At 64.5% G+C, this 22,535-nt stretch carries 19 protein-coding genes; 9 read left to right on the top strand and 10 right to left on the bottom strand.

What is annotated here, in order from left to right:
* Positions 1-78 precede the first annotated feature (78 nt).
* The gene (locus ICI42_RS02705) at positions 79-2,007 is read right to left on the bottom strand and encodes a bifunctional 5-dehydro-2-deoxygluconokinase/5-dehydro-2-deoxyphosphogluconate aldolase (protein ID WP_188162980.1); all 1,929 of its coding nucleotides are present in this window, start codon (positions 2,005-2,007) and stop codon (positions 79-81) included.
* Positions 2,008-2,179: 172 nt separating this feature from the next.
* Here ICI42_RS02705 and hrpB point away from each other — a divergent pair, with 172 nt between their 5' ends.
* The 8 genes from hrpB (at position 2,180) to phnN (ending at position 11,938) form a co-directional block, all read left to right on the top strand.
* Positions 2,180-4,666 carry an ATP-dependent helicase HrpB gene (hrpB, locus tag ICI42_RS02710; protein WP_188162981.1) on the top strand — a complete coding sequence of 829 codons (2,487 nt, stop codon included), beginning with the start codon at positions 2,180-2,182 and terminating at the stop codon, positions 4,664-4,666.
* 297 nt (positions 4,667-4,963) lie between these two features.
* Positions 4,964-6,286, top strand: coding sequence for an ActS/PrrB/RegB family redox-sensitive histidine kinase (locus ICI42_RS02715; protein WP_188162982.1), 1,323 nt, complete (start codon positions 4,964-4,966; stop codon positions 6,284-6,286).
* Between the two features lie 83 nt (positions 6,287-6,369).
* Positions 6,370-6,933: an ActR/PrrA/RegA family redox response regulator transcription factor gene (locus ICI42_RS02720; protein ID WP_188162983.1), complete on the top strand. Its 564-nt coding sequence runs from the start codon at positions 6,370-6,372 to the stop codon at positions 6,931-6,933.
* 23 nt (positions 6,934-6,956) lie between these two features.
* On the top strand, positions 6,957-7,640 hold the full coding sequence (locus tag ICI42_RS02725) for a hypothetical protein (RefSeq protein ID WP_188162984.1): 684 nt from the start codon (positions 6,957-6,959) through the stop codon (positions 7,638-7,640).
* Positions 7,641-7,739: 99 nt separating this feature from the next.
* Complete coding sequence (locus ICI42_RS02730) at positions 7,740-9,332, top strand: peptide chain release factor 3 (protein ID WP_188162985.1); 1,593 nt, start codon at positions 7,740-7,742, stop codon at positions 9,330-9,332.
* 127 nt (positions 9,333-9,459) lie between these two features.
* Positions 9,460-10,167, top strand: coding sequence for a DUF1045 domain-containing protein (locus ICI42_RS02735; protein WP_188162986.1), 708 nt, complete (start codon positions 9,460-9,462; stop codon positions 10,165-10,167).
* On the top strand, positions 10,164-11,303 hold the full coding sequence (locus ICI42_RS02740) for an alpha-D-ribose 1-methylphosphonate 5-triphosphate diphosphatase (RefSeq protein ID WP_188162987.1): 1,140 nt from the start codon (positions 10,164-10,166) through the stop codon (positions 11,301-11,303). Before ICI42_RS02735 ends, ICI42_RS02740 begins: the two co-directional genes overlap by 4 nt.
* A complete protein-coding gene (gene phnN / locus ICI42_RS02745) occupies positions 11,300-11,938 on the top strand; it encodes a phosphonate metabolism protein/1,5-bisphosphokinase (PRPP-forming) PhnN (protein ID WP_188162988.1) in 639 nt (212 codons plus the stop codon). Before ICI42_RS02740 ends, phnN begins: the two co-directional genes overlap by 4 nt.
* 4 nt (positions 11,939-11,942) lie before the next feature.
* On the opposite strand, the gene ICI42_RS02750 is transcribed toward phnN, so the two are convergent.
* The 7 genes from ICI42_RS02750 to ICI42_RS02780 form a co-directional block, all read right to left on the bottom strand.
* Positions 11,943-13,043 (bottom strand): DUF1513 domain-containing protein, encoded by a 1,101-nt coding sequence (locus ICI42_RS02750; RefSeq protein WP_188162989.1) that lies wholly within the window; start codon positions 13,041-13,043, stop codon positions 11,943-11,945.
* Positions 13,044-13,045: 2 nt separating this feature from the next.
* Positions 13,046-14,119: an imelysin family protein gene (locus tag ICI42_RS02755; protein WP_188162990.1), complete on the bottom strand. Its 1,074-nt coding sequence runs from the start codon at positions 14,117-14,119 to the stop codon at positions 13,046-13,048.
* The gene (locus ICI42_RS02760; protein ID WP_407945134.1) at positions 14,119-15,618 is read right to left on the bottom strand and encodes a di-heme oxidoreductase family protein; all 1,500 of its coding nucleotides are present in this window, start codon (positions 15,616-15,618) and stop codon (positions 14,119-14,121) included. The genes ICI42_RS02755 and ICI42_RS02760 overlap by 1 nt, the downstream gene beginning before the upstream one ends.
* 320 nt (positions 15,619-15,938) lie before the next feature.
* Complete coding sequence (bfr, locus tag ICI42_RS02765; RefSeq protein ID WP_188162992.1) at positions 15,939-16,424, bottom strand: bacterioferritin; 486 nt, start codon at positions 16,422-16,424, stop codon at positions 15,939-15,941.
* Positions 16,390-16,701, bottom strand: coding sequence for a (2Fe-2S)-binding protein (locus tag ICI42_RS02770; protein ID WP_188162993.1), 312 nt, complete (start codon positions 16,699-16,701; stop codon positions 16,390-16,392). The genes bfr and ICI42_RS02770 overlap by 35 nt, the downstream gene beginning before the upstream one ends.
* A 75-nt stretch (positions 16,702-16,776) precedes the next feature.
* A complete protein-coding gene (locus ICI42_RS02775; protein ID WP_188163689.1) occupies positions 16,777-18,066 on the bottom strand; it encodes an imelysin family protein in 1,290 nt (429 codons plus the stop codon).
* A 29-nt stretch (positions 18,067-18,095) separates the two neighbouring features.
* Positions 18,096-18,599 (bottom strand): hypothetical protein, encoded by a 504-nt coding sequence (locus tag ICI42_RS02780; RefSeq protein ID WP_188163690.1) that lies wholly within the window; start codon positions 18,597-18,599, stop codon positions 18,096-18,098.
* 437 nt (positions 18,600-19,036) lie between these two features.
* Between ICI42_RS02780 and ICI42_RS02785 the strand changes: the two genes are divergently transcribed.
* On the top strand, positions 19,037-20,281 hold the full coding sequence (locus tag ICI42_RS02785; RefSeq protein WP_188162994.1) for an NAD(P)/FAD-dependent oxidoreductase: 1,245 nt from the start codon (positions 19,037-19,039) through the stop codon (positions 20,279-20,281).
* Positions 20,282-20,540: 259 nt separating this feature from the next.
* Here the strand turns inward: ICI42_RS02785 and ICI42_RS02790 are convergent, their stop codons facing one another.
* Together ICI42_RS02790 and ICI42_RS02795 are read right to left on the bottom strand one after the other, a co-directional pair.
* Entirely contained in the window at positions 20,541-21,560 is a 1,020-nt protein-coding gene (locus ICI42_RS02790) for a zinc-binding alcohol dehydrogenase family protein (protein ID WP_188162995.1), read from the bottom strand.
* Between the two features lie 6 nt (positions 21,561-21,566).
* Positions 21,567-22,532, bottom strand: a complete 966-nt coding sequence (locus ICI42_RS02795) for an ABC transporter permease (RefSeq protein WP_188162996.1) — start codon at positions 22,530-22,532, stop codon at positions 21,567-21,569.
* Positions 22,533-22,535: the final 3 nt, after the last annotated feature.

Here is a 22,535-nt window from a genome sequence, read left to right on the forward strand (position 1 = left end):
TGCTGATCTCCCCCCATGCGGGGGAGATGTCCGGCAGGACAGAGGGGGGCAACGTAGAGCGAGGCACCGCGCAATTCATCACTTCGCTCCCCTCACCCGCAACCACGCCTCGGTCAGCTTTTCGAAGCGTTGCGCCATATCCGCGATCGCCTCGTCATCGTTCATCTGCCCGCCCAGCCATCGTTCGGCGGCCTCGGCAAAAATGGTGCGCCCCACGGCAAAGCCCTTGACGATCCCGGCATCCGCAGTTGCCGCAAACGCCGCTTCCAGTTCCTCCTGCGGCGCTTCAAGCCCAAGCAGCACCACGCCGCGACACCACGGATCGTTGCGCCTGATCGTATCCTCGATCCCCGCCCATGCGGCGGGCGAAGCCTGCGGCTCCAGCTTCCACCAGTCCGGCTTGATGCCCAGCGCGTAAAGCTCTTCCAGTGCGCGCGAAATGGTGGCGTCGTCGATGCTGCCGTGCTTGCCGGCGATGATCTCGACCAGAAGTTCGCGTCCGACTTTGCGCGCCGCCTCATAGAGCGCGACGAGCTTTTCCTGCTGCTCGATCTTCAGCTCCTGCGGGTCGTCGGGGTGGTAGAAGCACAGGCACTTGATGCAATGCGTCACCGGCCATTCCACCAGTTGCGAGCCGATATCCTGAGAGAATTCGAAGCGCAGCGGGCGCGAACCCGGCAGTTCAACCGGCCGACCGACCCAGGCGAAGGGATGCCGGGCAAATTCGAACAGTGCGTCGCGGCCGTGTTTTTCGTCGAGCAGCATGCCGTAGCCGGGGCGACCGTCGGCGACCCTGGCTGCGGCCTTGACCGCCAGAACCTTGAAATCGCCGATGCGCTTTTCGTCGGCGCCCAGCCTGCGGGCGACGTCTTCGAGCTGGCTGCGGTGGTCGCAGGCCAGGGCCATCAGCGCGGGGATTTCAGCCCGTCGCGTCGTCGCCCAATGGATGTGGTTGAGGTTTGCGTCCTTGCGCAGCGCGTGCTGCGCACTGCCGTTTTTCAGGAACGTCTCCAGTTCGGTGAAGGTCGGATATTCCGGCGAGCACAGCAGCCGGGAAACGGCGAACGCGCCACAGGCATTGGCCCAGGTTGCCGATGTCGCCAGGCTTTCGCCCCCCAGCCAGCCGCGCAGCAAGCCCGACATGAAGGCGTCGCCGGCACCCAACACATTGTAGACCTCGATGGGAAAACCGTCGCCGACAATACCGGCCTCGAGGTCGTCGCTGATCGGACCGTCATAGACGATGCAGCCCATCGCCCCGCGCTTGAGCACGATGGTCGCCTCGGTCAACGCGCGGATCGCCTTCAGCGCGCCGAGCACGTCGTCGGCGCCGGATGCGATCATGATCTCTTCTTCGGTGCCGACCACCAGGTCGCAATCGGCCAGCACGGTGCGCAGCTGCGACGACACCCGCTCGGATTTGACATAGCGCCCAAAGCCCTCGGCATGGCCGCCAAGCCCCCAGAGATTGGGCCGGTAGTCGATGTCGAACACCACCTTGCGGCCATTGGCCTTGGCGATGCGGATCGCCTTGCGCTGTGTGGCGTCGCTGTTGGGCCGGGAGAAATGCGTGCCCGTCACCACGATGGCCCGGGCGGAGGCGATGAAGCTCTCGTCGATATCCTCTTCCGAAAGCGCCATGTCGGCGCAATCGCTGCGGTAGAAGATCATCGGCGAAACGCCCTCCTCTTCCACCGACAGAAGCACCAGCGCGGTCAGCCGCTCCGGATCGGTCTTGACGCCCTCGACAACGACGCCTTCTCGCTGCAATTGCTCGCGGATGAAACGTCCCATCTGCTCGGCGCCGACCCGCGTCAGCAACGCCGAGCGAAGGCCGAGCCGCGCGGTGCCGATGGAGATGTTGGCGGGGCAGCCGCCGACCGACTTTGCGAAGGAAGCGATGTCCTCGAGCCGCGAGCCGGTCTGCTGGCCGTAGAGATCGACGGACGCGCGGCCGATGGCGATGACGTCGAGCGACGGTGCCGTCGCGCCCTGGCTGGTGTTCACGCAATCCTCCGGAATGAACCGGTGTTACGCTCCCGGCTCTTGGATCGCATGAAATGATAATTCCAATCACTAGTCAATATGGAATGTATGTTCCTTTTTGAGGGCATGCGGCATGAATGCTCCATAGGCGTGCCGTTGCGCGACCTGTGGTGACACTGGTATGGCGGCGGCGATGACCATCGACCGAAAGCCGCCAAACCTGGCCGACCTGCCGCCCCTGCCCGTCACGGCGGTGCTGCCGAAGCTCATCGGCACTCTGGAATCCGGGAACGCCGCTGTGCTCGTCGCGCCGCCCGGCGCAGGCAAGACGACGCTGGTCCCGCTTGCGCTGCTCGGGCAGTCCTGGCTCGGTGCAGGCAAGATCATCCTGTTGGAGCCGCGTCGGCTTGCCGCCCGCGCCGCCGCCCGCCGCATGGCCTCGCTGCTCGGCGAGGAGCCCGGCCAGACGGTCGGCTATGCCATGCGCATGGAGAACCGGACCTCGGCTGCGACCCGCATTCTCGTCGTCACCGAAGGCGTTCTGGCGCGCATGGTGCTCGACGATCCCGAACTGACCGGCGTGTCGGCGGTGCTGTTCGACGAGTTCCACGAACGCTCGCTCGACGGCGACTTCGGCCTCGCGCTGGCGCTCGACGTGCAGGGCGCGCTGCGGCCCGATCTCAAGCTTGTCGTCATGTCGGCAACGCTCGACGGTGCGCGTGTCTCACGGCTGCTTTCGGACGCGCCGGTGATCGAAAGCGAAGGCCGAAGCTATCCCGTCGAAATCCGTTACCAGGAGCGCCGGGCGGGCGTCGCCATCGAGGACGCCATGGCGGATTCCATCCGCGCCACCCTTTGCGACGAGACCGGCAGCATCCTCGCCTTCCTGCCCGGACAGCGCGAAATCGAGCGCACCGCCGAGCGGCTGGCGGGACGGATCGCAGCCGACGTCGAGGTCGTGTCTCTGTTCGGCATGATGGACGGCAAGGCGCAGGATGCCGCCATTCGGCCGCCTCCCGCCGGCCGCCGCAAGGTCGTGCTCGCCACCGCCATCGCCGAGACCTCGATCACCATCGATGGTGTGCGCGTGGTCATCGATTCCGGCCTGTCGCGACAGCCGCGCTACGAACCGGCGTCAGGCCTGACCCGGCTGGAAACCGTGCGCACCTCGCGCGCCGCCGCCGACCAGCGCGCAGGCCGCGCGGGGCGTACAGCGCCTGGCATTGCCATTCGTCTGTGGCGCGCCGAGCAGACGGCGGCCCTGCCCGCTTTTTCGCCGCCCGAGATTCTGGAAGCCGACCTGTCGGGTTTCCTGCTCGATTGCGCCGCCTTCGGCGTGTCGGATCCTGCGACACTATCCTTCCTCGACCCGCCGCCCGCGCCCGCTCTGGCCGAGGCGCGCGCCTTGCTGACGCGGCTCGACGCCATCGACGGCGATGGTCGCCTGACCGAAACCGGGCAGGCAATGCGCAAGCTGGCGCTGCCGGTTCGCCTTGCCCACATGGTCGCCGAGGCTGCCCGGGAGGGCCACGCGCTGGAGGCTGCCCGGCTTGCCGTGCTTCTGACGGAACGCGGCCTTGGCGGCGACGCAGCCGACCTCGAACGCCGTTTGCAGCGCTTTTCCACCGATCGGTCGCCGCGTGCCAATGCGGCGCGCCAACTTGCGGAACGGTTGGCCCGCGCCTCAAAGACGAGGCCAGGCGGGACTGACGCACCTCCCGCAGGCGCGCTTTTGCTCCATGCCTGGCCGGACCGTGTCGCCAAAGCGCGGGGGGAACGCGGCCGCTTCGTCCTGGCAAACGGCAGCGGCGCCGCAGTCGACGCCGCCGATCCGCTCGCCGCCGAGACCTGGCTGGTCGTCGCCGACCTGCAGGGCAAGGCGCAGAGCGCGCGCATCACGGCTGCCGCGCCCGTTTCCGAAGCGGAGATCCGTGCCATTCTGGGCAGCCGCATAGAAACCCGCTCGGAGGCCAGCTTCGACGTCGAAAAGCGCTCCGTCCGTGTCCGTGAGACCGCGCGGCTGGGCGCGATCACGCTGTCGGAACGCCTGCTCGCCGCACCCAAGGGAGCGGATGCCGACCGCGCGGTCATCAATGCGCTGCGCCGGCACGGACTGGATCTCATCGACTGGGGCAAGGACGCGGCCACCCTGCGCCAGCGCCTGTCCTGGCTGCATCGCGGCCTTGGCGCGCCATGGCCTGATATGTCCGACAAAAGCCTCGTCGAGCGTCTGGACGACTGGCTGCTGCCATTCCTGTCGGGCGAGGCCTCGCTGGCCCGCATCGGCAGTGAGGCCTTGCGTCAAGGTCTGCTGTCGCTTGTTCCGCACGATCTGCAGCGCCGCATCGAACAGCTTGCGCCGACCCATTTCAATGCGCCTTCCGGCAGCCATGTGCCGATCCGCTACGAGGGCGAATGGCCGGTGCTGGCGATCCGTGTGCAGGAGTTGTTCGGGCTCGACACCCATCCCGCCATTGCCAATGGCAGCGTCGGGCTGACGCTGGAGCTTCTGTCGCCTGCGCATCGCCCGATCCAGACCACGCGCGACCTGCCGGGCTTCTGGCGCGGCTCCTGGGCCGATGTCCGCTCCGACATGCGCGGGCGCTATCCCCGCCATGTCTGGCCCGAAGACCCGCGCGTCGCCCAGGCCACGGCGCGGGCCAAGCCGCGCGGGACGTGAGCCGTCGTGGGATTACCCCGCGTAGATTGTGGGACGTAACTTCGGTGCTCTACGTTGCCCCCCTCTGTCCTGCCGGACATCTCCCCCGCAAGGGTGGAGATTGGCAGTTTCACGCTCACCGCCTTTCCCGCAATGCCGGCGATTAGCGAAAGCCGGTGCGACAGGTAATCTCCCCACCTGTGGGGGAGATGTCCGGCAGGACAGAGGGGGGCGCCGTAGAGTGTCGACCAAACTGGACAGCCGGTGTGGGAACCTAAAACCCTTCCCTCCTCCTCCCATCCGTCGCATAAAGCGGCCATGATCAAGGTCTCCCACACTCCCGATCTGCAACTGTCCACCCGGCTTAGGCTCAACACGCTGATCCGGCTGCGCTGGCTGGCGGTGTTCGGCCAAAGTGCCGCCGTTCTCGTCGTCGCCTATGGGCTGGAATTTCCGCTCCAGGTCAGCATGTGTTTCGCGCTGATCGCCTGTTCGGCATGGCTCAATCTCTATCTGACGTTCCGCTTTCCTGCGACGCACCGGCTCGACCCCTACGCGGCATTGTCCATTCTCAGCTTCGACAGTCTGCAACTGTCCGGCCTGCTGTTCATGACCGGCGGGCTGACCAATCCGTTCGCTCTCCTGCTCACCGTGCCGGTGGTCATATCGGCGACCTCGCTGCCGCTCAGGCTGACGGCGGTGCTCGGCCTCGTCGTCATGACGGCGGCGACGCTGCTCACCTTCTATCACCTGCCTTTGCCCTGGTATCCCGGCGTGACGCTGATCATGCCTTACATCTATGTCGGCGGCGTCTGGGTCGCGGTGTTTTCCTCCATCGCCTTCACCGCGCTCTACGCCTTCCGCGTTGCCGACGAGGCCCGCCTGCTCGCCAATGCGCTGGCCGCGACCGAGCTGGTGTTGCAGCGCGAACAGCATCTGTCTGCGCTGGACGGATTGGCGGCGGCGGCGGCCCACGAACTCGGCACGCCTTTGGCCACCATCACGCTGGTCTCCAAGGAAATGGAGCGGGCATTGGGCAACGACCCTCGCTATGGCGAGGACGTCAAGCTGTTGCGCTCGCAAAGCGAACGCTGCCGCGAAATCCTCAAGCGGCTGACCAGCCTGTCGTCGGAAGGCGAGGCGCATCTCGCGCGCATGCCGCTGACCTCGCTGATTGAGGAGGTCACAGCACCGCACCGCGATTTCGGCGTGTCCATCAAGATGGAGCCGGGCGAGCGCATCGGCACCGAACCGGTGTCGCGCCGCAATCCGGGCGTGATCTACGGCCTGGGCAATCTTGTGGAAAACGCCGTCGATTTCGCCCGCTCCAAAGTGCGCGTCGGCTGGAGCTGGAACAACGAGACCGTCTCGTTCCGCCTGGCCGACGACGGCCCCGGCTTCCCGCACGAAATCATCGACCGCATCGGAGAACCCTATATGTCGACGCGGCAGGGCGGAGAGTCCGGCGGCGGGCTTGGGCTCGGCCTGTTCATCGCCAAGACGCTGCTCGAACGCTCCGGCGCGGAGATCACCTTCTTCAATTCGTCCGACCCTGGCGAGGGCGCTATCATCGAGGTGACCTGGCCGCGTGCGCAGTTCCAGGCCGCCGCACCGGCCGATTCGTTCCTCGGCGCAGCCTGACCTAGGGTTGGACATTGGCGTCAAGCGGCTATATCTGCATAGAAACACAAGAAAAGTTTCAGGCGGATAGGGATGAAGCAAGGATGACCACACAGGACCAGGCCAACGGCGAGATTCCGGGCGACGACCATTCGTTGCTCATAGTCGACGACGACAAGCCGTTCCTGACCCGTCTGGCGCGCGCCATGGAAAGCCGTGGGTTTCAGGTCGAGACCGCCGAAAGCGTCGAGGAAGCGGTCGCCAAGGCCAAGGCCAATCCGCCCGCCTATGCGGTGGTCGACATGCGACTGGGCGATGGCAATGGCCTCGATGTGGTCGCCGCGATCCGCGACAAGCGCGAGGATGCCCGCACGGTGATCCTGACCGGCTATGGCAACATCGCCACCGCCGTTACCGCCGTGAAGCTGGGCGCCGTCGATTATCTGTCCAAGCCGGCCGATGCCGACGACGTCTTCGCCGCGCTGACCAGCCGGTCCAGCGAACGCGCCGCGCCGCCGGAAAACCCGATGTCGGCCGACCGGGTACGCTGGGAGCATATCCAGCGCGTCTATGAAATGTGCGACCGCAACGTGTCGGAAACCGCGCGCCGGCTCAACATGCACCGGCGCACCCTGCAGCGGATATTGGCCAAGCGCGCGCCGCGCTGAGCCGGCAGAATCTGGAAGAGACCATGGGACTTTCGATTTCCGTAGGCGTCGTCGCCGACCTGCGCCACCACGACCAGGACGTGGTCGACGGCATTCTCGCGCAGTTCGACGCCGTCAACTCCGCTTTGGTCTCCAAAGGCCTTCCGCAGCACAACGATCCGCTCGACTGCGAAGTCTGGTCGGTGGAAGGCAACGGCTATTCCGGGCTGCATGCGGTGCGCGAAATCGCCGGGCTGATCTGGAAAGGGCTTCCGATCCCGCGCGACGTGGTGCTGACCGGCGGCGACACGCCGAACGCCGACGATCTGTTCGCCGCGCTGATGCCATCCGTGACCGGGATCGAGGCGGGTTCGATACCGCCCTTTGCCCATCTGATCGCCCATTCCGATGCCGAAGGCCTCTATGTGCCGGTTGAGTTTCCCGTGCCGATCATTCCCGATTTCCTCGATGAGCGCACAAACCACCTCTGGCCGCTCGGTTCGGTGCAGCGGCTTCAGGCCGAACTCCAGACTATCGCCGATGCGCTGGAGATTCCCGACGATCTCGACGTGAACTCCGATCTGGTTTTCGACCGATTCGACGAGGGCATCGAAAACACCGAGGGCGCCTTGTGGGAGGCGCAGCCGATCGCCACCTATTCGCTGTTGCTGCTGCGCGAGGCCTGCCAGCGGTCGCTTGCCACAGGCGCCGCTATCTATTTTCACTAGGAGCGGCTGCGCCATCGCGCCGTTCCCGCAGCGCCATTACCATTCGACAGCCGCAAAAAGCGCTGCTAGAAGCCCCGCTGTCACAAGGATCATCTCGCAATGGCTGAGCCTATCCAGCAGGAGGTCGCGCGCCGCCGCACCTTCGCCATCATCGCCCACCCCGACGCCGGCAAGACAACGCTGACCGAAAAGCTGCTTTTGTTCGGCGGCGCGATCCAGCTCGCCGGCGAGGTCAAGGCCAAGAAGGACAAGATCCAGACCCGCTCGGACTGGATGAAGATCGAGCGCGAGCGCGGCATCTCCGTCGTCACCTCGGTGATGACCTTCGAATATGGCGACAACGTCTTCAACCTGCTCGACACGCCAGGCCACGAGGATTTCGCAGACGACACCTACCGCACGCTGTCGGCGGTCGACAGCGCCGTAATGGTCATCGACGCCGCAAAGGGCATCGAGCCGCGCACGCTGAAGCTGTTCGAGGTCTGCCGTCTGCGCGACATCCCGATCATCACCTTCGTCAACAAGATGGACCGCGAGGCGCGCAACCCCTTCGACATCCTCGACGAGATCGAGCAGAAGCTGGCGCTCGACACCGCGCCCGTCACCTGGCCCATCGGCCAGGGCAAGAGCTTTTCGGGCACTTATCACCTCGCCCAGAACGCGGTGCGCAAGGGCGACGACGAAAAGGAGCGCACGCCGGTCAACGGCCCGGATTCCAACCGCGTCGCCGGCCTGTTGCCCGAGAACGAGCGCGAGACCTTCATCGAGGAGCTTGAGCTTGCCCGCGAGGCCTGCCGCCCCTTCGACCTGGAAGCCTTCCGCGAAGGCCATCTGACGCCGGTCTATTTCGGCTCGGCATTGCGCAATTATGGTGTGCGCGACCTGATCGAGGCGCTTGGCGCCTTCGGTCCGCCGCCGCGCGCGCAGGAAGCCGACACCCGCAAGGTAGAGGCGACGGAGGACAAGATGACCTCCTTCGTCTTCAAGATCCAGGCCAATATGGACCCCAACCACCGCGACCGCATCGCCTTCGTCCGCGTCTGCTCCGGCACTCTGCAGCGCGGCATGAAGGCAAAGCTGGTGCGCACCGGAAAGCCGATGAGCCTTTCGGCGCCGCAGTTCTTCTTTGCCCGCTCGCGCATCACCGCCGACGAGGCCTTTGCCGGCGACGTGGTCGGCATCCCCAACCACGGCACGCTGCGCATCGGCGACACGCTGACCGAGGGCGAGGACATCCTGTTCCGCGGCGTGCCCAACTTCGCGCCCGAAATCCTGCGCCGTGTGCGCCTGGGCGATGCGATGAAGGCCAAGAAGCTCAAGGAAGCCCTGCAACAGATGGCCGAAGAGGGCGTGGTGCAGCTCTTCCAGCCGGAAGACGGTTCGCCGGCCATCGTCGGCGTCGTCGGCGCTCTGCAGATCGACGTGCTCAAGGAGCGGCTGAACATCGAATATTCGCTGCCGGTGGATTTCGAAATCTCGCGCTTTTCGATCTGCCGCTGGATCGACGCCGACGACAAGGCCGATCTTCACCGTTTCGTGGAGAGCCATCGCGGCGACATCGCCCGCGATCTCGACGACGATCCGGTTTTCCTCGCCCAGCACGCCTTCTCGCTCAACTACGAGGCCGAGCGCTGGAAGATGATCCGCTTCGCCGACATCAAGGACTACCAGATCCGCGACAAGGCGGCCTGACCGGCGCAAGCCCTCCCAATGTCCGAAGTGACTTCACCGGCTGTCGGTGTTATCACGCCGCCCGGCTGGGCTTCGTCAATCCGTCACGGGAATCGGATATGTGCGGGCCCGTCCGGGGAGAAACGTCATGCGTTATGCGATCTACTATACGCCTGCAGCAGATGAGCTGCTCGCGCGCGCTGCTGTCGCCTGGCTCGGTCGCGATGCGTTTGGCGGCCCGACCGCACCCGCTCAGCCTGTTGCGTCGCTGAGTGCGGCGGAGGTCGCTTTCCACACCGCGTCGGCCCGCCGCTACGGGTTTCATGCCACGCTGAAGGCGCCGTTCCGCCTGTCGTCCGGCGAAAGCGAAGTCTCGTTGCGCCATGCCGTCGATCTGTTTGCCGCTTCCACCGCCCCGGTCGTGATCCCGCGCCTGAAAATTGCCCAGCTCGACGGCTTCCTGGCGCTGGTTCCCGACGACAAGCTGCCTGAGCTCTATCAATTCGCCAGCGAAGTCGTTTCGACCTTCGACCGGTTCCGCGCACCGCTGACCGAAAAGGACATCGAGCGCCGCAATCCCGACCTGCTGACGCCGATGCAGTTCCGCTATCTGCATCGTTGGGGCTACCCCTATGTCTTCGATGCCTTCCGCTTCCACATGACGCTTTCGGGCCGTGTCGGCGACGACGACGCTCGTCGTATCGAGACGGCAATCGGCGCGCTCTTCGGCGAGGCGCTGTCGCGTCCGATCGTGATCGACGCGCTGACGATTTTCGTCGAGCCGGAACCCGGCGCCCCGTTCGTCGTTCTCTCCCGTCATCCGCTGGGTGCGGAGGCGGTCAGGAAATTTGCATGACGCATGAAACTGTTCTCGCCAATGCACGCGTGGTGCTGGCCGATGAGGTGATCGAAGGCAGCGTCTTGGTGCGGGACGGTCTGATCGCCGACATCGACACCGGACCGAGTCGACTGGGGGAGGATATGGAAGGCGACTTCCTCATTCCCGGCCTCGTGGAACTGCACACAGATCATCTCGAAGGCCATTTCGCCCCCCGCCCCAGTGTGCGCTGGAACCCCATCGCAGCCGTGCTTGCACATGATGCGCAATTGGCGACGGCGGGTGTCACAACCGTGTTCGACACGCTGCGCGCCGGCCTCGACGACGATGCGCCCATCAGCCTGCCCGACATGCTGCGGCTGGGCGAAGCGATCGAGGACAGCGTACGCCACGATCGGTTGCGCGCCGAGCATTTCATCCATCTGCGCTGCGAGGTCTCCGTGCCAAGCTGCCTCGCCGATTTTGCAGCCTTCGAGGTGCTGCAGCGCGTCCGCATGGCATCGCTGATGGACCATGCGCCAGGTCAGCGCCAGTTCACCCGGCTCGAAACCTACGCGCTGTACTACAAGGAAAAGACCAAGCTCGACGATGTCGAGTTCCTCGCCTATTGCGAGCGCCGCATCGCCCAGTCCACGCTGAATTCGCCAGGCAACCGCGCAGCCATCGCGTCCGCCTGCCAGGAGCGCGGCATCGTGCTCGCCAGCCATGACGACGCCACGCTCGCGCATGTCGAGGAGGCGCTGTCGCAAGGCATCCGTGTCGCGGAATTTCCGACCACGCTGGAAGCCGCCCGCGCCTCGCATGAGTCCGGGCTTGGCGTGCTGATGGGCGCGCCCAACGTCATGCGCGGCGGCTCGCATGCCGGCAACGTGTCGGCCCGCGACCTCGCCGAGCATGGGCTGCTCGACATCCTGTCGTCCGACTACATCCCCTTCAGCCTGATCCAGTCCGCCTTCTTCCTGGGCGAAGTGGTCGACGCCGTCACACTTCCCGATGCGATCCGCATGGTGACCGCCACGCCGGCGCACGCCGCCGGGCTCGATGACCGCGGTTCGATAGCGCCCGGCCTGCGCGCCGATCTCGTCCGCGTCCGGCTGGACGAGCACGTGCCCGTCGTCCGCTCCGTCTGGCGGCAGGGAAAGCGCGTCGCATGAACGGGACGGCCGCAACCGATCCATCGCCAAGCCGGGTGAGCCAGCCCATTGGAAATGGTGTGTTCGTCGCCGTCGTCGGCCCAAGCGGCGCGGGCAAGGACACCGTGATAGAACACGCGCGCGGCCATCTTGCCGACAGCTGCATCATCGAATTCGCCCGACGCGTCATCACCCGGCCATGCGACGGCCAAAGCGAACAGCATGACTCGATGACGGAAGACGAGTTCGAGACGGCGGAAAAGCAAGGCGCTTTCGCGCTTGCCTGGAAAGCGCATGGGTTGCGCTACGGCATTCCCGCATCCGCCGATGCGGCCATTCGCGACGGGCGCGTGGTCATCGCCAACGCCTCGCGCAACGAGATTGCACGCATGCGCCGCCGCTACGCCACGCTGATCGTAGCCGAGATCACCGCCGAGCCGGAAGTGCTGGCGGAACGTCTTGCCGCGCGCGGCAGGGAATCCCGTGCCGAAGTTCTTGCACGGCTGGCGCGCAGCAAGCCGGGCGATCTCGGGCCGTCCGTGTTCCGCATCGACAATTCCGGCACGCCTGATGCCGCCGGCGACGCCTTCCTGCGCCTCGTGCTGCAGGCGGCGGAACATGCCAGCCGGCCAGTTGCTCGAAAAAAAAGTAAGTGACCACTTACATATCGATCCGCAGCATGTGGTTGTCCCAGACATAGTCCGGGTCTCTCGCTTCCTGGCCCGTCGGCGCGATGATCTCGCCGGCTCCGGTAGTGGCCAGAAATCCGTCGCCATCGGGCGCCAGGCCGCACACTTCGACCAACGAGCGGTTGGCGACGATGCGGCCGCTGGCAGCGTCGATCGTCACCATGGCATTGCCTTGCGGCGATGAGACCGCGACGAGCCCGGACCGGGGGTTGGCCGCGACCGAGCCGATATAGTTGCGGAACCCGCCCAGAACCTCCTCGGGCATGTCGAGCATGGTCAGGTCCTTGCCGCGCACCGCGCGCCCGACCAGCAACGGACGCTCTGTGGCCGGGCCTTCATGCTGGCAGCCGAACCAGATCGTGCCGGAGGCATCCACCGCCATATGCCGGATCGAAAGCTGGTGCAGCGTCGCGGGCAGTTCGTGCTTTTCGAGCAGGTCGCCCGTCGCCCTGTCGAGCAGCGCGAAGGACGGCTTCATCGTCGGGATGTTGAGTTTCGCCCGTCCGAAATCGGGATGGGTTTCGATGCCGCCATTGCACACCGCAAGCGTGCGGCCGTCATCCAGCAGGATCAGTTCGTGCGGCCCTACGCCATGGGTCGGAAATTCGCCGATGCGGGCAAAACGGTCTCTGGCATCGTAGACGCCGACCATGCCGGCGGCGTTGTCGAAATCGTTCTCCGTCACATACAGCAGCGCGCCATCCTGGGAGAATGCGCCATGCCCGTAATAGTGGCGGCCGGCGATGCTGTTGACGGTCAATGGCGGCTGGCCGCCGCTATGGTCGAAGATGACCATGAAGGTTCCGGGCTGGCGCGCGAACACCACGGAACGCCGCGTGACCGGATCGAAGGTGATGTCGTGACCGCGATCGGGCAAAGCGACGCTGTGCAGAACTTTGCCGGCTTCGGTCAGCATCGCGACGCCATAAGACCCATCGCGCATCTGGTAGGCGGTCGCAAACAAGGCGTCGGCTTCCAGCGTCGCCGCCCGCGAGGACGGCGCCATGGCGAGCACGAAGGCCGAGCCGGCCGCCTTGATGAAGTCGCGCCGGTCGAACAGCGGCGTGCGCATCGTCAATCTCCGTCGAGCGAGGAGAAACCTGCCGTCAACCCCAATGCGCCCGAGAGGCGTGTGCCAAACAACTCACTGAGACTCGAGGTGACCACCTTGAAATAGGCGAGCTTGCCGCGCTCCTGCCCATTGGCCAGCACATCCGCAAGTGGGCCTTGCGCGCCATCGGCGGCACGCACCGCATTGCCGAATTCAAATCGAACCGAATTGTCGATCCAGGACATTTCGGCGGGCAGCGCCTCGCCGAAATGCGACGCCTGATACAGGGCGCTCATGCCTTCTATATTGGCTTTCAGGGCCGGCACCGTCTGGCCGGATCGCCAGAACAGCGCCTGTCGCGGCTTGTCGTCCTTTGGCACCTCGCCCAGAAAACCGCCGACGCGAACGTCGCGCACCAACTCGGTGCCGTTGACGAACACTTCGAGCAGCGTGGTGACCGCCTCGGTCGAATTGCGATAAAGCGGGTTGTCCGCGCCCGGCTGGCTCCATGTCGCGGCAAAACCGTCTGGCTTGGCCCATGCGTCGCTGATCTCGCGGGCAATAGAGGTCATATTGCCGGCAATCGCCTCGCCATAGCTGCAGCGATAGGGGTCGGAGGGCGCCGACAGGGTCTCGTAACCGGTGCCGTAGAGTACGAATTCCAGCGCTCCCAGCCCCTGCATTGCCACGCTTTTCTGCGCCAGGGTTTCCGCTTTGGTCGCGGTCACATCCTTGTCGGCCAGGGCAGCCTGCACCTGCCGCAAACCCGTTCCCTTCCGGTCTGGCCAGAACAACATGCGCTCAAGTCTGTTGTGCTCGGTCACCGGCCCGAAGCGGATGGTCTCGGCTTCCGACCACGCTTCCACAATGTCGGCAAAGCTCTTGTGCGCCGCATCCAGCGTTTCTTGCGAGGGCGCCTTGCACAGGGTCTGCATGGCGGCTTTCATTGCTGAGCTGCGCTCGCCAAGCTTTGCATAGGCAGGCCGGACAAACCCATCGACGGCATTGGTCACGATCTGCTTACCAGTGATCGCGAAAGCCGGGGCGGGAAGCAGAACCATCAAAAGTGGGACGGTGGCGAGCAGGCTTCTTCGCATCACAACGACTCCAGGAATTTGACCAGCGCTTCGCGGTCTTGGGAAGCCATATCAGCAAATTTGTCGCGCGCGGCCTGCGCCTCGCCGCCGTGCCACAGAATGGCTTCGGTCAGATTGCGCGCGCGCCCGTCATGAAGAAAAAAGGTGTGGCCGTTGACGCGCTGGGTCAGGCCGATGCCCCAGAGCGGTGCTGTGCGCCATTCGCTGCCGCTGGCGACACCGACCGGCTGGCCGTCGGCCAAGCCCTCGCCCATGTCATGCAGCAGAAAGTCCGAATAAGGCCAGATCAGTTGGAAGGCTTGCGCCTTGTTGGGTGCGTCTCGGCGGGTAACGTATTTCGGCGTATGGCAGGACGCGCATCCGGCTTCATAGAACATCTGCTTGCCGCGCAGGACGGCTGTTTTGCCCATGTCGCGGCGGGCGGGCACAGCCAGGTTCCGGGAATAGAAAGAAACCAGCTCCATGATCGGATCGGGTGCCTCCACCGGGCCCAGCCGCTCCTGCACACCGATGGGCATGGCCTTGCAGGCGGTTTGCCTGTCGGTGCAATCGCCCCAATGATTGGGCACCTCAGGCGTCGAAATGCCGATGTCGCCGGCAAAGGCGTCGGCTGTCTGCTGCCGGATCGAAGGCGTCTGCGCTTTCCAACCAAAGCGGCCGAGGATCAGCTCGCCGGTCGGAACGTCGCGAACCACCGATGGCTTTCCGGAGATGCCGTCGCCATTCGCATCGTCGGGATCGGCATTGGCCAGGATATCGGCCGGGTGGATCTGTTCGACCAGACCGAGCCCGATCATCTGTGGGGTGACGCGCGGCGACAGCGTGGTGCGCGGATCGAGCGGCCCATAGCCCAGATCGGTGACGGAATAGTTCGGCTTGCGCAGCGACACGGAAGTCCCGTCGCCCAGCGTCACGGGGATTTCCTCATAGGCGATTTTCATCCGGCCTTCGCCGGTCAGTCCAGGCACGGCGAGATCCTGCAACTGGTTGCCATAGACCGGATCGGGAAAATTCAGCGCCTTGTGCTCGGCAACAAGCCGCTTTTCCTCTTCGCTCTCAGCCGCGCGGGCGAGCCGCAGAAACATCGAGGTGGCATCGGCGGTGTTTTCCGGCGGATGGCCGCGTCCATCCTTGAGATGGCAGCTTTGGCAGGCACGGGCGTTGAACAACGGTCCGAGCCCATCGGAAGCCTGCGTCGATGAAGGCGATGAAACCCACAACTTACGGAACAGCCCATTGCCGAGCTTGAAAGTGCCTTCTTCCTCAAAGGTCAGATTGGACGAGAATTGCGAGAACGCGTCCTGGTTGACGCGTTTCTTGGATGTCCCTGCGCCGCCCTGCATCAGTTCGAACTGTTCGGGAGCGGAAAAGTCGGTTGCCGGCTTGGTGATCGCTTCGACACGCGCTCTGTCTTCCGGCGTCAGGTCGGTCCGCTGGGCCGGAAGATTGGGGGAGGTCTCTTCGGCCTGAGCCAAAGGTGTTTCTACGAGGGATAAAATGATACCCGCGGCAAGAAGCAAAGCGGCTGCCTTGGAAAGGAAGCCGGATACCCCCTCATCGTCTCGCCCTTCGGGCTCGCCACCTCTCCCCCCCTGCGTAAGGGAGAGGAATCGCTGCTTTGTCGGAAGCGAACTCCAATCAGCGTCGGTTCCTCGCCCCCATGCAATGGGGGAGAGGTGGTTTGTGAAGCAAACCGGTGAGGGGGTTTCTTCTCCCTCATAGCTCAAAAGAAATGGTGATGTTGCCGCGTGGCGATGCAGCGGAGAACCAGGCCCCATGCGGCGCATCTGTGAAATTATGCGCCGCATTCCGGCATGTCCTATTCGGCCTCGTTGGCCGAGTCGGCGTTGAGCTGACCGTATTTGGCCTCACCGATGCTCTCGAGAAGTTGCAGCTGGGTCTCAAGGAAGTCGATGTGACCTTCCTCGTCGATCAGCAGTGCCTCGAACAGCTTCATGGTGACGTAGTCGCCTTTCTCGGCGCAGATCTCACGCGATTTCTTATATGAAGTGCGGGCGTCGTACTCGCCGGCGAGATCGGACTCCAGCACTTCCTTGACGTTCTGCCCGATCCGCAACGGCGAAACGGACTGCAGGTTCGGATGGCCGTCCAGGAAGATGATGCGGGCTACCAGCTTGTCGGCATGCTGCATTTCTTCGATGGACTCTGCGCGCTCCTTCTTGGCGAGCTTGGTGAAACCCCAATCCTCGAGCAGACGGTAATGCAGCCAGTATTGGTTGACAGCTCCGAGCTCGAGAAAGAGCGCTTCGTTAAGCCGCTCGATGATCTCTTTGTCGCCTTTCATGAATCCTGCTCCCGAATTGGATGCGCAATTCTCTGACGCGATCCAGATGTGAAACGATAGCCATTTCGTCCGCTTCCGAACGAGAATGGTAGTTCTCGGTTACCCGAATGATCGTTTCCACCACATTTGGGAAGCAGCCGCAACAGCGACCGCGTTTGTGCATGGCATGGTAGACCTTCGCCGGGACAATGAGCTGCCACGGGTCGCTGTCGAGCAGGTCTATGATCGTCTGTTCGATTTCCTTTTCGGTAATCAAATTACAGTGGCAAATCAGCATGTTGAACTCTGCGATGGCTGTGGCGCGGGCTCCCCGCGCCAGTGGCTTTGCGGTTTCGGCGCGTGGCGAAAAGCCTCACTGGAAAACCTTGTCCGGCGCGTCGAGGCTGTCCGATCCCTCGAAGGCGATGGCGTCGATCTTCAGCGCGGCAACGGCACGCTCGATCGACTTGGTCTGGTCGACCAGCGCGTCGATCGCGGCCTGCACGGTGGCGTTGCCTTCGGTGTTGCCTTCGCCGATCTGCTGGTCGTAGGCTTCGCCGGCCTTGGCGCGGGCTTCGATCGCTTCCATCTTGGCCACAGTCGCATCGAGCTTGCCGGACAGCTCCGCGTCGACGGCCGGGTCGGCTGCCTTCACCAGATCGGACACAGAAGGGCCTTCCACGACGGAACCGTCGACGCGCTTGTAGCTTCCGCGATAGACGTTGCGGATGCCGACCGTGTCGTAGAGATGCGAGATGGAGGTGTTGTCGGAGAAGCAGTCATGCTCCTCTTCCGGGTCGTGCAACAGCAGGCCGAGTTTCATGCGCTCGCCGGCCAGTTCGCCATAAGACAGCGAGCCCATGCCGGTGAGGATGACGGAAACGCCCTCGGTCGGATCGGCATCGACCAGCGTCTTGCGGGCTTCGCCATCGGCCTTCCAGTTGCCGACCATCTCTTCGAGGTCGGCGACCAGCAACTGCGAGGCCGAAGCGAGGTATTCGCCGCGGCGGTCGCAGTTGCCGCCAGTGCAGTTGGCGGTGTCATAATCGGTGTAAGGCCGGTTGCCCGCGCCTGGACCGGTGCCGTTCAGGTCCTGGCCCCAGAGCAGGAATTCGATGGCATGGTAGCCGGTGGCCACATTGGCCTCGATGTCGCCGGCTTCCTGCAGCGTCGACGCCAGGAACTCAGGCGTCAGCTTGGAAGCATCGACCGTCTCGCCATTGATCTCGATGCTTTTGTTGGCAATGACATTGGCAGTATAGAGCGTGTTCTCGTCGGACTCGGTGCCATAGCCGCCATCGACATAGTCGATCAGGCCTTCGTCGAGCGGCCAGGCGTTCACCCGCCCCTCCCAGTCGTCGACGATGGGGTTGCCGAAGCGGAACGCCTCCGTCTGCTGGTAAGGGATGCGCGATGCCTTCCAGGCGGCGCGCGCAGCGTCCAGCGTCTCCTGCGAAGGCTTGGCCACCAGCGCATCGACAGCGGTCTTCAGCGCCTGCGCTGTGGTCAGCGAGTCCTCATAGCCGGCAAGTGCGATATCGGCATAATTCGCCACCACCGCTTTTGGGTCGACCTCGGCTGCCTTCGCCGGCAGGACGAAAATCGCCGCCGTCAGTGCGGCCGTTGCTGCGATTGTGGCAATCCTGCCGTGGCGCCGTGTCATGGCCATGCTCGTGAGCATCGTCGTCTCCCTCAGTGAACTGTCTTGCGCGACGACCGGTCCAGTATGTCGTCGATCGCGGATTTCGGTATGGGCAAAAGATAGTGATGCAGGGCGCTCAGCGTTTCGGCGAAACAGCCTGCGGCCTCCTTCGCCTCCTGGCGCATCAGGCCGCAGGTCATGGCTTCGAGACATGTCGCGGCGGCAACCTCGTCATGATGCTGCAGGCCGGCTACAAGGCCGAGCGCCAGGCACTCGTCGCGGCAGACATGGTGCGCGCCGAACGGAAAGCTGATCAGCGGGCAGGCCGCGCAGCGGCGCAGCGTGCGCACGAAATGCGACAATTCGCCCAGTGCGCGACGGCCGTCCGCATCGCCCAGAAGGCCGGCATAGAGCGTATGCGCACGTTCCCACGGCGTCACCGAACCGGTGTCGTATCCGGCCAGCCAGTGGCGATAGCCTTCGAGCACGAGCTTTTCCGGAGCCCGCTCGAAATACCCGCCGCGGCCATGCGCGATATCAGCCGACAGGCTCATGCGCGGCCCTTGTTCGGCAAATGAAAACAAGAAGATATGACGGAAACGGTCAAGTCGCCCGATGGGCAGCCGCACAGATGCGCAGGTGCCGCGTCCACGCGCGGCGGGGTCATCGAAATCATTCCGGTCGCTCCAATCGAAAGGGTTCAAGGCCCAGACATCAAAGGCATGCATCTCACGATGCCGGCCCATAAAAGCCGACGGCCCGGAAAAGTCAACGCCCCTCTCCGAAAAACGTAAAGAGTTCAAGTGTTTAGAACTATTCTAAACTGCGACTGTCCAGTTTGTTTCGGCACGCAACGCCGGTCGGGGCCCTCAGGGCCGCGGCTTGACAGCCGACGATATCAGGTGTCACGCAGAGCTTATCGTCGCCCGGCCCTTGCGGCGGCCCAGATGGCATCACCATCTGCGGCGGGCATGTGAGGAAAGGCAATTTCATGAACAACGGCGTCGTGATCGTTGGCACCGGCCATGCCGGCGTACAGGCTGCCGCCAGCCTGAGGGAAGAGGGCTTCGAAGGCCCGGTCATCCTGATCGGCGACGAGACGGATCTGCCCTATCACAAGCCGCCTCTCTCCAAGACGTTCATCAAGGACGAAGCCGCCAAGCCGCAGCCGTTGCGCGGCGACGCCTTCTACGAAACCAACCGCATCGACCTCCGGCTCGGCCGCCGGGCAGAGCGCATCGACCTTAAGGCGCGAAGCCTGGTGCTCGCGGACGGGACGGCGCTTGCGTTCGACAGGCTGATCCTGGCCACCGGGTCGCGACCGCGCGCCTTGCGCCTTGAAGGCAGCAACCTCGAAGGCGTGCTGTCGCTGCGGTCGATTGCCGATGCGCGGCGCATCCGCGAGACCAGCGGACAGGTCGAGGAGGTCGTGGTACTCGGCGGCGGCTTCATCGGGCTGGAGATCGCCGCAACATTGTCGCTGGGCGGCCGCAAGGTCACCGTCATCGAGGCGCAGGACCGGCTGCTCGGCCGCGCGGTTGCGCCCGTCATTTCTGAGCATGTCCGGAGGCGGCTGGAGGGACTGGGCGTGCGTGTGCTGCTCAGCACCACGCTCGACCGACTGGACGGCGACAATGGCGCGGTCTCGGCCGCGATCACCTCGACCGGCGAACGCCTTCCGGCGCGGATGATCGTTGTCGGCATCGGCGTCGTGCCCAATGTCGAGCTGGCCGAAGCCGCCGGGCTGTCGATTGCCAACGGCATCCGGGTCGATCCCCACATGCGCAGCTCGGCGCCGGAAATACTCGCCATCGGCGACAATGCCAGCTACCGCCACTGGTTCAGCGCGGCCGACGTGCGGCTGGAGTCGGTGCAGAACGCCACCGACCAGGCACGGCTCGCAGCGCGCACCATCCTGGGACACGAAAGCGCCTATGAGGCGGTGCCATGGTTCTGGTCCGACATTGGCGACATGAAACTGCAGATGGTCGGCCTGACCGGCGGCAGCAGCCGGCAAGTCGTTTCCGGCGATCCGGCGGAGAACAAATTCGCGGTGCATCATTATCTCGGCGACCGGCTGATCGGCGTCGAAACCGTCAACCGCCCCGCCGACCACATGCTCGGTCGCAAAATGATCGGGCTGGGCTTTTCGCTCCCGCCCGACATTGCCGCCAGCGGTACCGAGGCGGTGAAGGCAGCGCTCGCGGCCTGGCAACAGGCTCAGGCGGCTGGGTAGTTTACGGCTCCAACAAACGGACAGGTGGAAGCCCCCCCTCACCGGCTCGCGATGCTCGCCACCTCTCCCCCCGCCCGGGGGAGAGGAATCCTGCCTCGCGAGGCGCATTCTATGCAGAACCTGGGTTCCTCGCCCCCATGAAATGGGGGAGAGGTGCCGAGAGCAGCGAGGCGGTGAGGGGGAATTGGCCATATTATCCAACTGGCCGGGTATTCTTCTGAGAATGTGCGCAGGCCGGTGGGGCAGAGCCAATCCGGCTCTACGCGTCCCCGACCTTGATGATCGCCTTGATCAGGCCTGACTTTTCATGCGCCCAGCGTGGCAGATCCTGAACGGCGCCTTCCAGCGTGGTGCGATGCGTGACCAGCCGATCGAGCGGCACCAGCCCCGCAGCGATGGAAGCGGTGACATGCTCGAAATCCGCGCGCGTGGCGTTGCGGCTGCCGACCAGCGTCATCTCACGCTTGTGGAATTCCGGGTCGGAAAAGGTGATGTCTTCGCGCACGACGCTGACCAGCACCAGCACGCCGCCATGTGCGACATGGGCAAAGGCAGCCTGCATGGATTTGGCGTTGCCGGTGGCGTCGAACACCGCGTCGAAACCTTCGCCATCGGTAGCGGCGCTGATGCGTTCCGCAAGGTCCGGTCCGAGCGCCAGGCTGGCGGCGAAGCCGAGTTCGGTGGCGGCAAAGTCGAGCCGTTCCGCGCTGGCGTCGAGCAGGGTGACGTCGAGCCCGGCGATGCGGGCGAAGATCGCCGTGCCCAACCCGATGGGACCGGCGCCGATCACCAGCGCGCGGCCATGGTTTGCACCGCTGCGGCGCACGGCATGAGCGCCGATGGCAAGGAACTCGACCGTGGCCGCGGCCTCCAGCGAGAGGCCTTCCGCCGGGTAGAGGTTCTGCGCGGGCACGAGGATTTCCGCGCACATCGCCCCGTCGCGATGCACGCCCAGCACCTCGATGGCCATGCAGCAATTGGGCTTGCCATTGCGGCAGGCGATGCAGCGGCCGCAGGCGAGATAGGGATTGACGATGACGGCCTGCCCGACCGCAAGGTCGACACCGGAGCCCGCCTCGGCCACCGTGCCTGACACTTCATGGCCCATGATGCGCGGGTAGTTCAGGAACGGATGCTTGCCTTCATAGATGTGATAGTCGGTGCCGCAGATGCCGACATGGCTGACCGCGACACGCGCCCAGCCTTCCGGGGGAGAGCCGGGCGCCGGGCGTTCCTCGAGCGAGAGTTGGCCGGGAGCCGTGCAAACAACAGCTTTCATGTCGGCCTACTTGCTCCGCCTGCGCAGCCCGTCGAAGAACACGATGACGATGATCAGCACGCCGGTGATGATGCGCTGCCAGAAGGAATTCAGGTTCAAAAGGTTGGCGCCGTTGTTGATGGTGGCCAGGATGAAGGCGCCGAGCAGCGGGCCGTGCACCGAACCCACCGCGCCGAACAGCGAGGTGCCGCCGATAACGGACGAGGCGATGGCCTGCAGTTCCCAGCCTTCGGCCTGGGTCGGATTGCCGATGCCGATGCGCGAGGCCAGAAGCACGCCGACAAAGGCCGCGCAGAGGCCCGACAGCATATAGGCCATGTAGATGGTCCGCTGGACGTTGACGCCCGACAGGCGCGCGGCCTCGGCATTTGAGCCGACGGAGAACAGGTAACGGCCCCAGCGGCTGTGATGCAGGAAGATATAGGCCGGAACGCCAACCAGGATGACCATCCAGAACAGGTTCGGCACGCCGAGGAAGGAATTGCGCGAGAACGCCTGAAAAGCGTCGTTGTTGATCGAGATCGAATTGCCGTTGGTGATCAAAAGGCCGATGCCGCGCAGCGATGTCAGCGTGGCGAGCGTGATGATGAACGGCGGCAGGCCCATCTTGACGATGCCGAAGCCGTGGAAGGTGCCGATGGCGATGCCGACCAGCAGCGTCGCCAGGATGGCGATCCATACCGGGAAGCCGGCATTGATCATCATCGCCGTCACCACGGTAGAGAAGCCGACCACCGCGCCGACAGACAGGTCGATGCCGCCGGTGATGATGACGAAGGTCTGCCCGACCGCGAGAATGGCGATCATCGAGCCCTGACGGAGCAGGTTCGCAATGTTGTTGGCCGAGGCGAAACTCGTCGTTGCCAGAGACAGCGCCACCCACAGAAGCACGAGCAGCGCCAGCAGCGTCAGCCCGAACAGCACGTTGTAATTTCGCTTGGCCTTGACCGGGACCGGGGCGTCGATGCTCATGGA

The organism is Oryzicola mucosus (genome assembly GCF_014534685.1).
Taxonomy (GTDB): domain Bacteria; phylum Pseudomonadota; class Alphaproteobacteria; order Rhizobiales; family Rhizobiaceae; genus Oryzicola; species Oryzicola mucosus.

What these genes read in the sequence shown, in the direction of transcription:
- ICI42_RS02795 (WP_188162996.1), bottom strand. Translation starts at nt 22,532, where the DNA reads ATGAGCATCGACGCCCCGGTCCCGGTCAAGGCCAAGCGAAATTACAAC.
- ICI42_RS02715 (WP_188162982.1), top strand. Translation starts at nt 4,964, where the DNA reads ATGATCAAGGTCTCCCACACTCCCGATCTGCAACTGTCCACCCGGCTT.
- ICI42_RS02740 (WP_188162987.1), top strand. Translation starts at nt 10,164, where the DNA reads ATGACGCATGAAACTGTTCTCGCCAATGCACGCGTGGTGCTGGCCGAT.
- ICI42_RS02730 (WP_188162985.1), top strand. Translation starts at nt 7,740, where the DNA reads ATGGCTGAGCCTATCCAGCAGGAGGTCGCGCGCCGCCGCACCTTCGCC.
- ICI42_RS02755 (WP_188162990.1), bottom strand. Translation starts at nt 14,119, where the DNA reads ATGCGAAGAAGCCTGCTCGCCACCGTCCCACTTTTGATGGTTCTGCTT.
- ICI42_RS02780 (WP_188163690.1), bottom strand. Translation starts at nt 18,599, where the DNA reads ATGAGCCTGTCGGCTGATATCGCGCATGGCCGCGGCGGGTATTTCGAG.
- bfr (WP_188162992.1), bottom strand. Translation starts at nt 16,424, where the DNA reads ATGAAAGGCGACAAAGAGATCATCGAGCGGCTTAACGAAGCGCTCTTT.
- ICI42_RS02725 (WP_188162984.1), top strand. Translation starts at nt 6,957, where the DNA reads ATGGGACTTTCGATTTCCGTAGGCGTCGTCGCCGACCTGCGCCACCAC.
- ICI42_RS02750 (WP_188162989.1), bottom strand. Translation starts at nt 13,043, where the DNA reads ATGCGCACGCCGCTGTTCGACCGGCGCGACTTCATCAAGGCGGCCGGC.
- phnN (WP_188162988.1), top strand. Translation starts at nt 11,300, where the DNA reads ATGAACGGGACGGCCGCAACCGATCCATCGCCAAGCCGGGTGAGCCAG.
- ICI42_RS02790 (WP_188162995.1), bottom strand. Translation starts at nt 21,560, where the DNA reads ATGAAAGCTGTTGTTTGCACGGCTCCCGGCCAACTCTCGCTCGAGGAA.
- ICI42_RS02720 (WP_188162983.1), top strand. Translation starts at nt 6,370, where the DNA reads ATGACCACACAGGACCAGGCCAACGGCGAGATTCCGGGCGACGACCAT.
- ICI42_RS02770 (WP_188162993.1), bottom strand. Translation starts at nt 16,701, where the DNA reads ATGCTGATTTGCCACTGTAATTTGATTACCGAAAAGGAAATCGAACAG.
- ICI42_RS02785 (WP_188162994.1), top strand. Translation starts at nt 19,037, where the DNA reads ATGAACAACGGCGTCGTGATCGTTGGCACCGGCCATGCCGGCGTACAG.
- ICI42_RS02735 (WP_188162986.1), top strand. Translation starts at nt 9,460, where the DNA reads ATGCGTTATGCGATCTACTATACGCCTGCAGCAGATGAGCTGCTCGCG.
- hrpB (WP_188162981.1), top strand. Translation starts at nt 2,180, where the DNA reads ATGACCATCGACCGAAAGCCGCCAAACCTGGCCGACCTGCCGCCCCTG.
- ICI42_RS02775 (WP_188163689.1), bottom strand. Translation starts at nt 18,066, where the DNA reads ATGACACGGCGCCACGGCAGGATTGCCACAATCGCAGCAACGGCCGCA.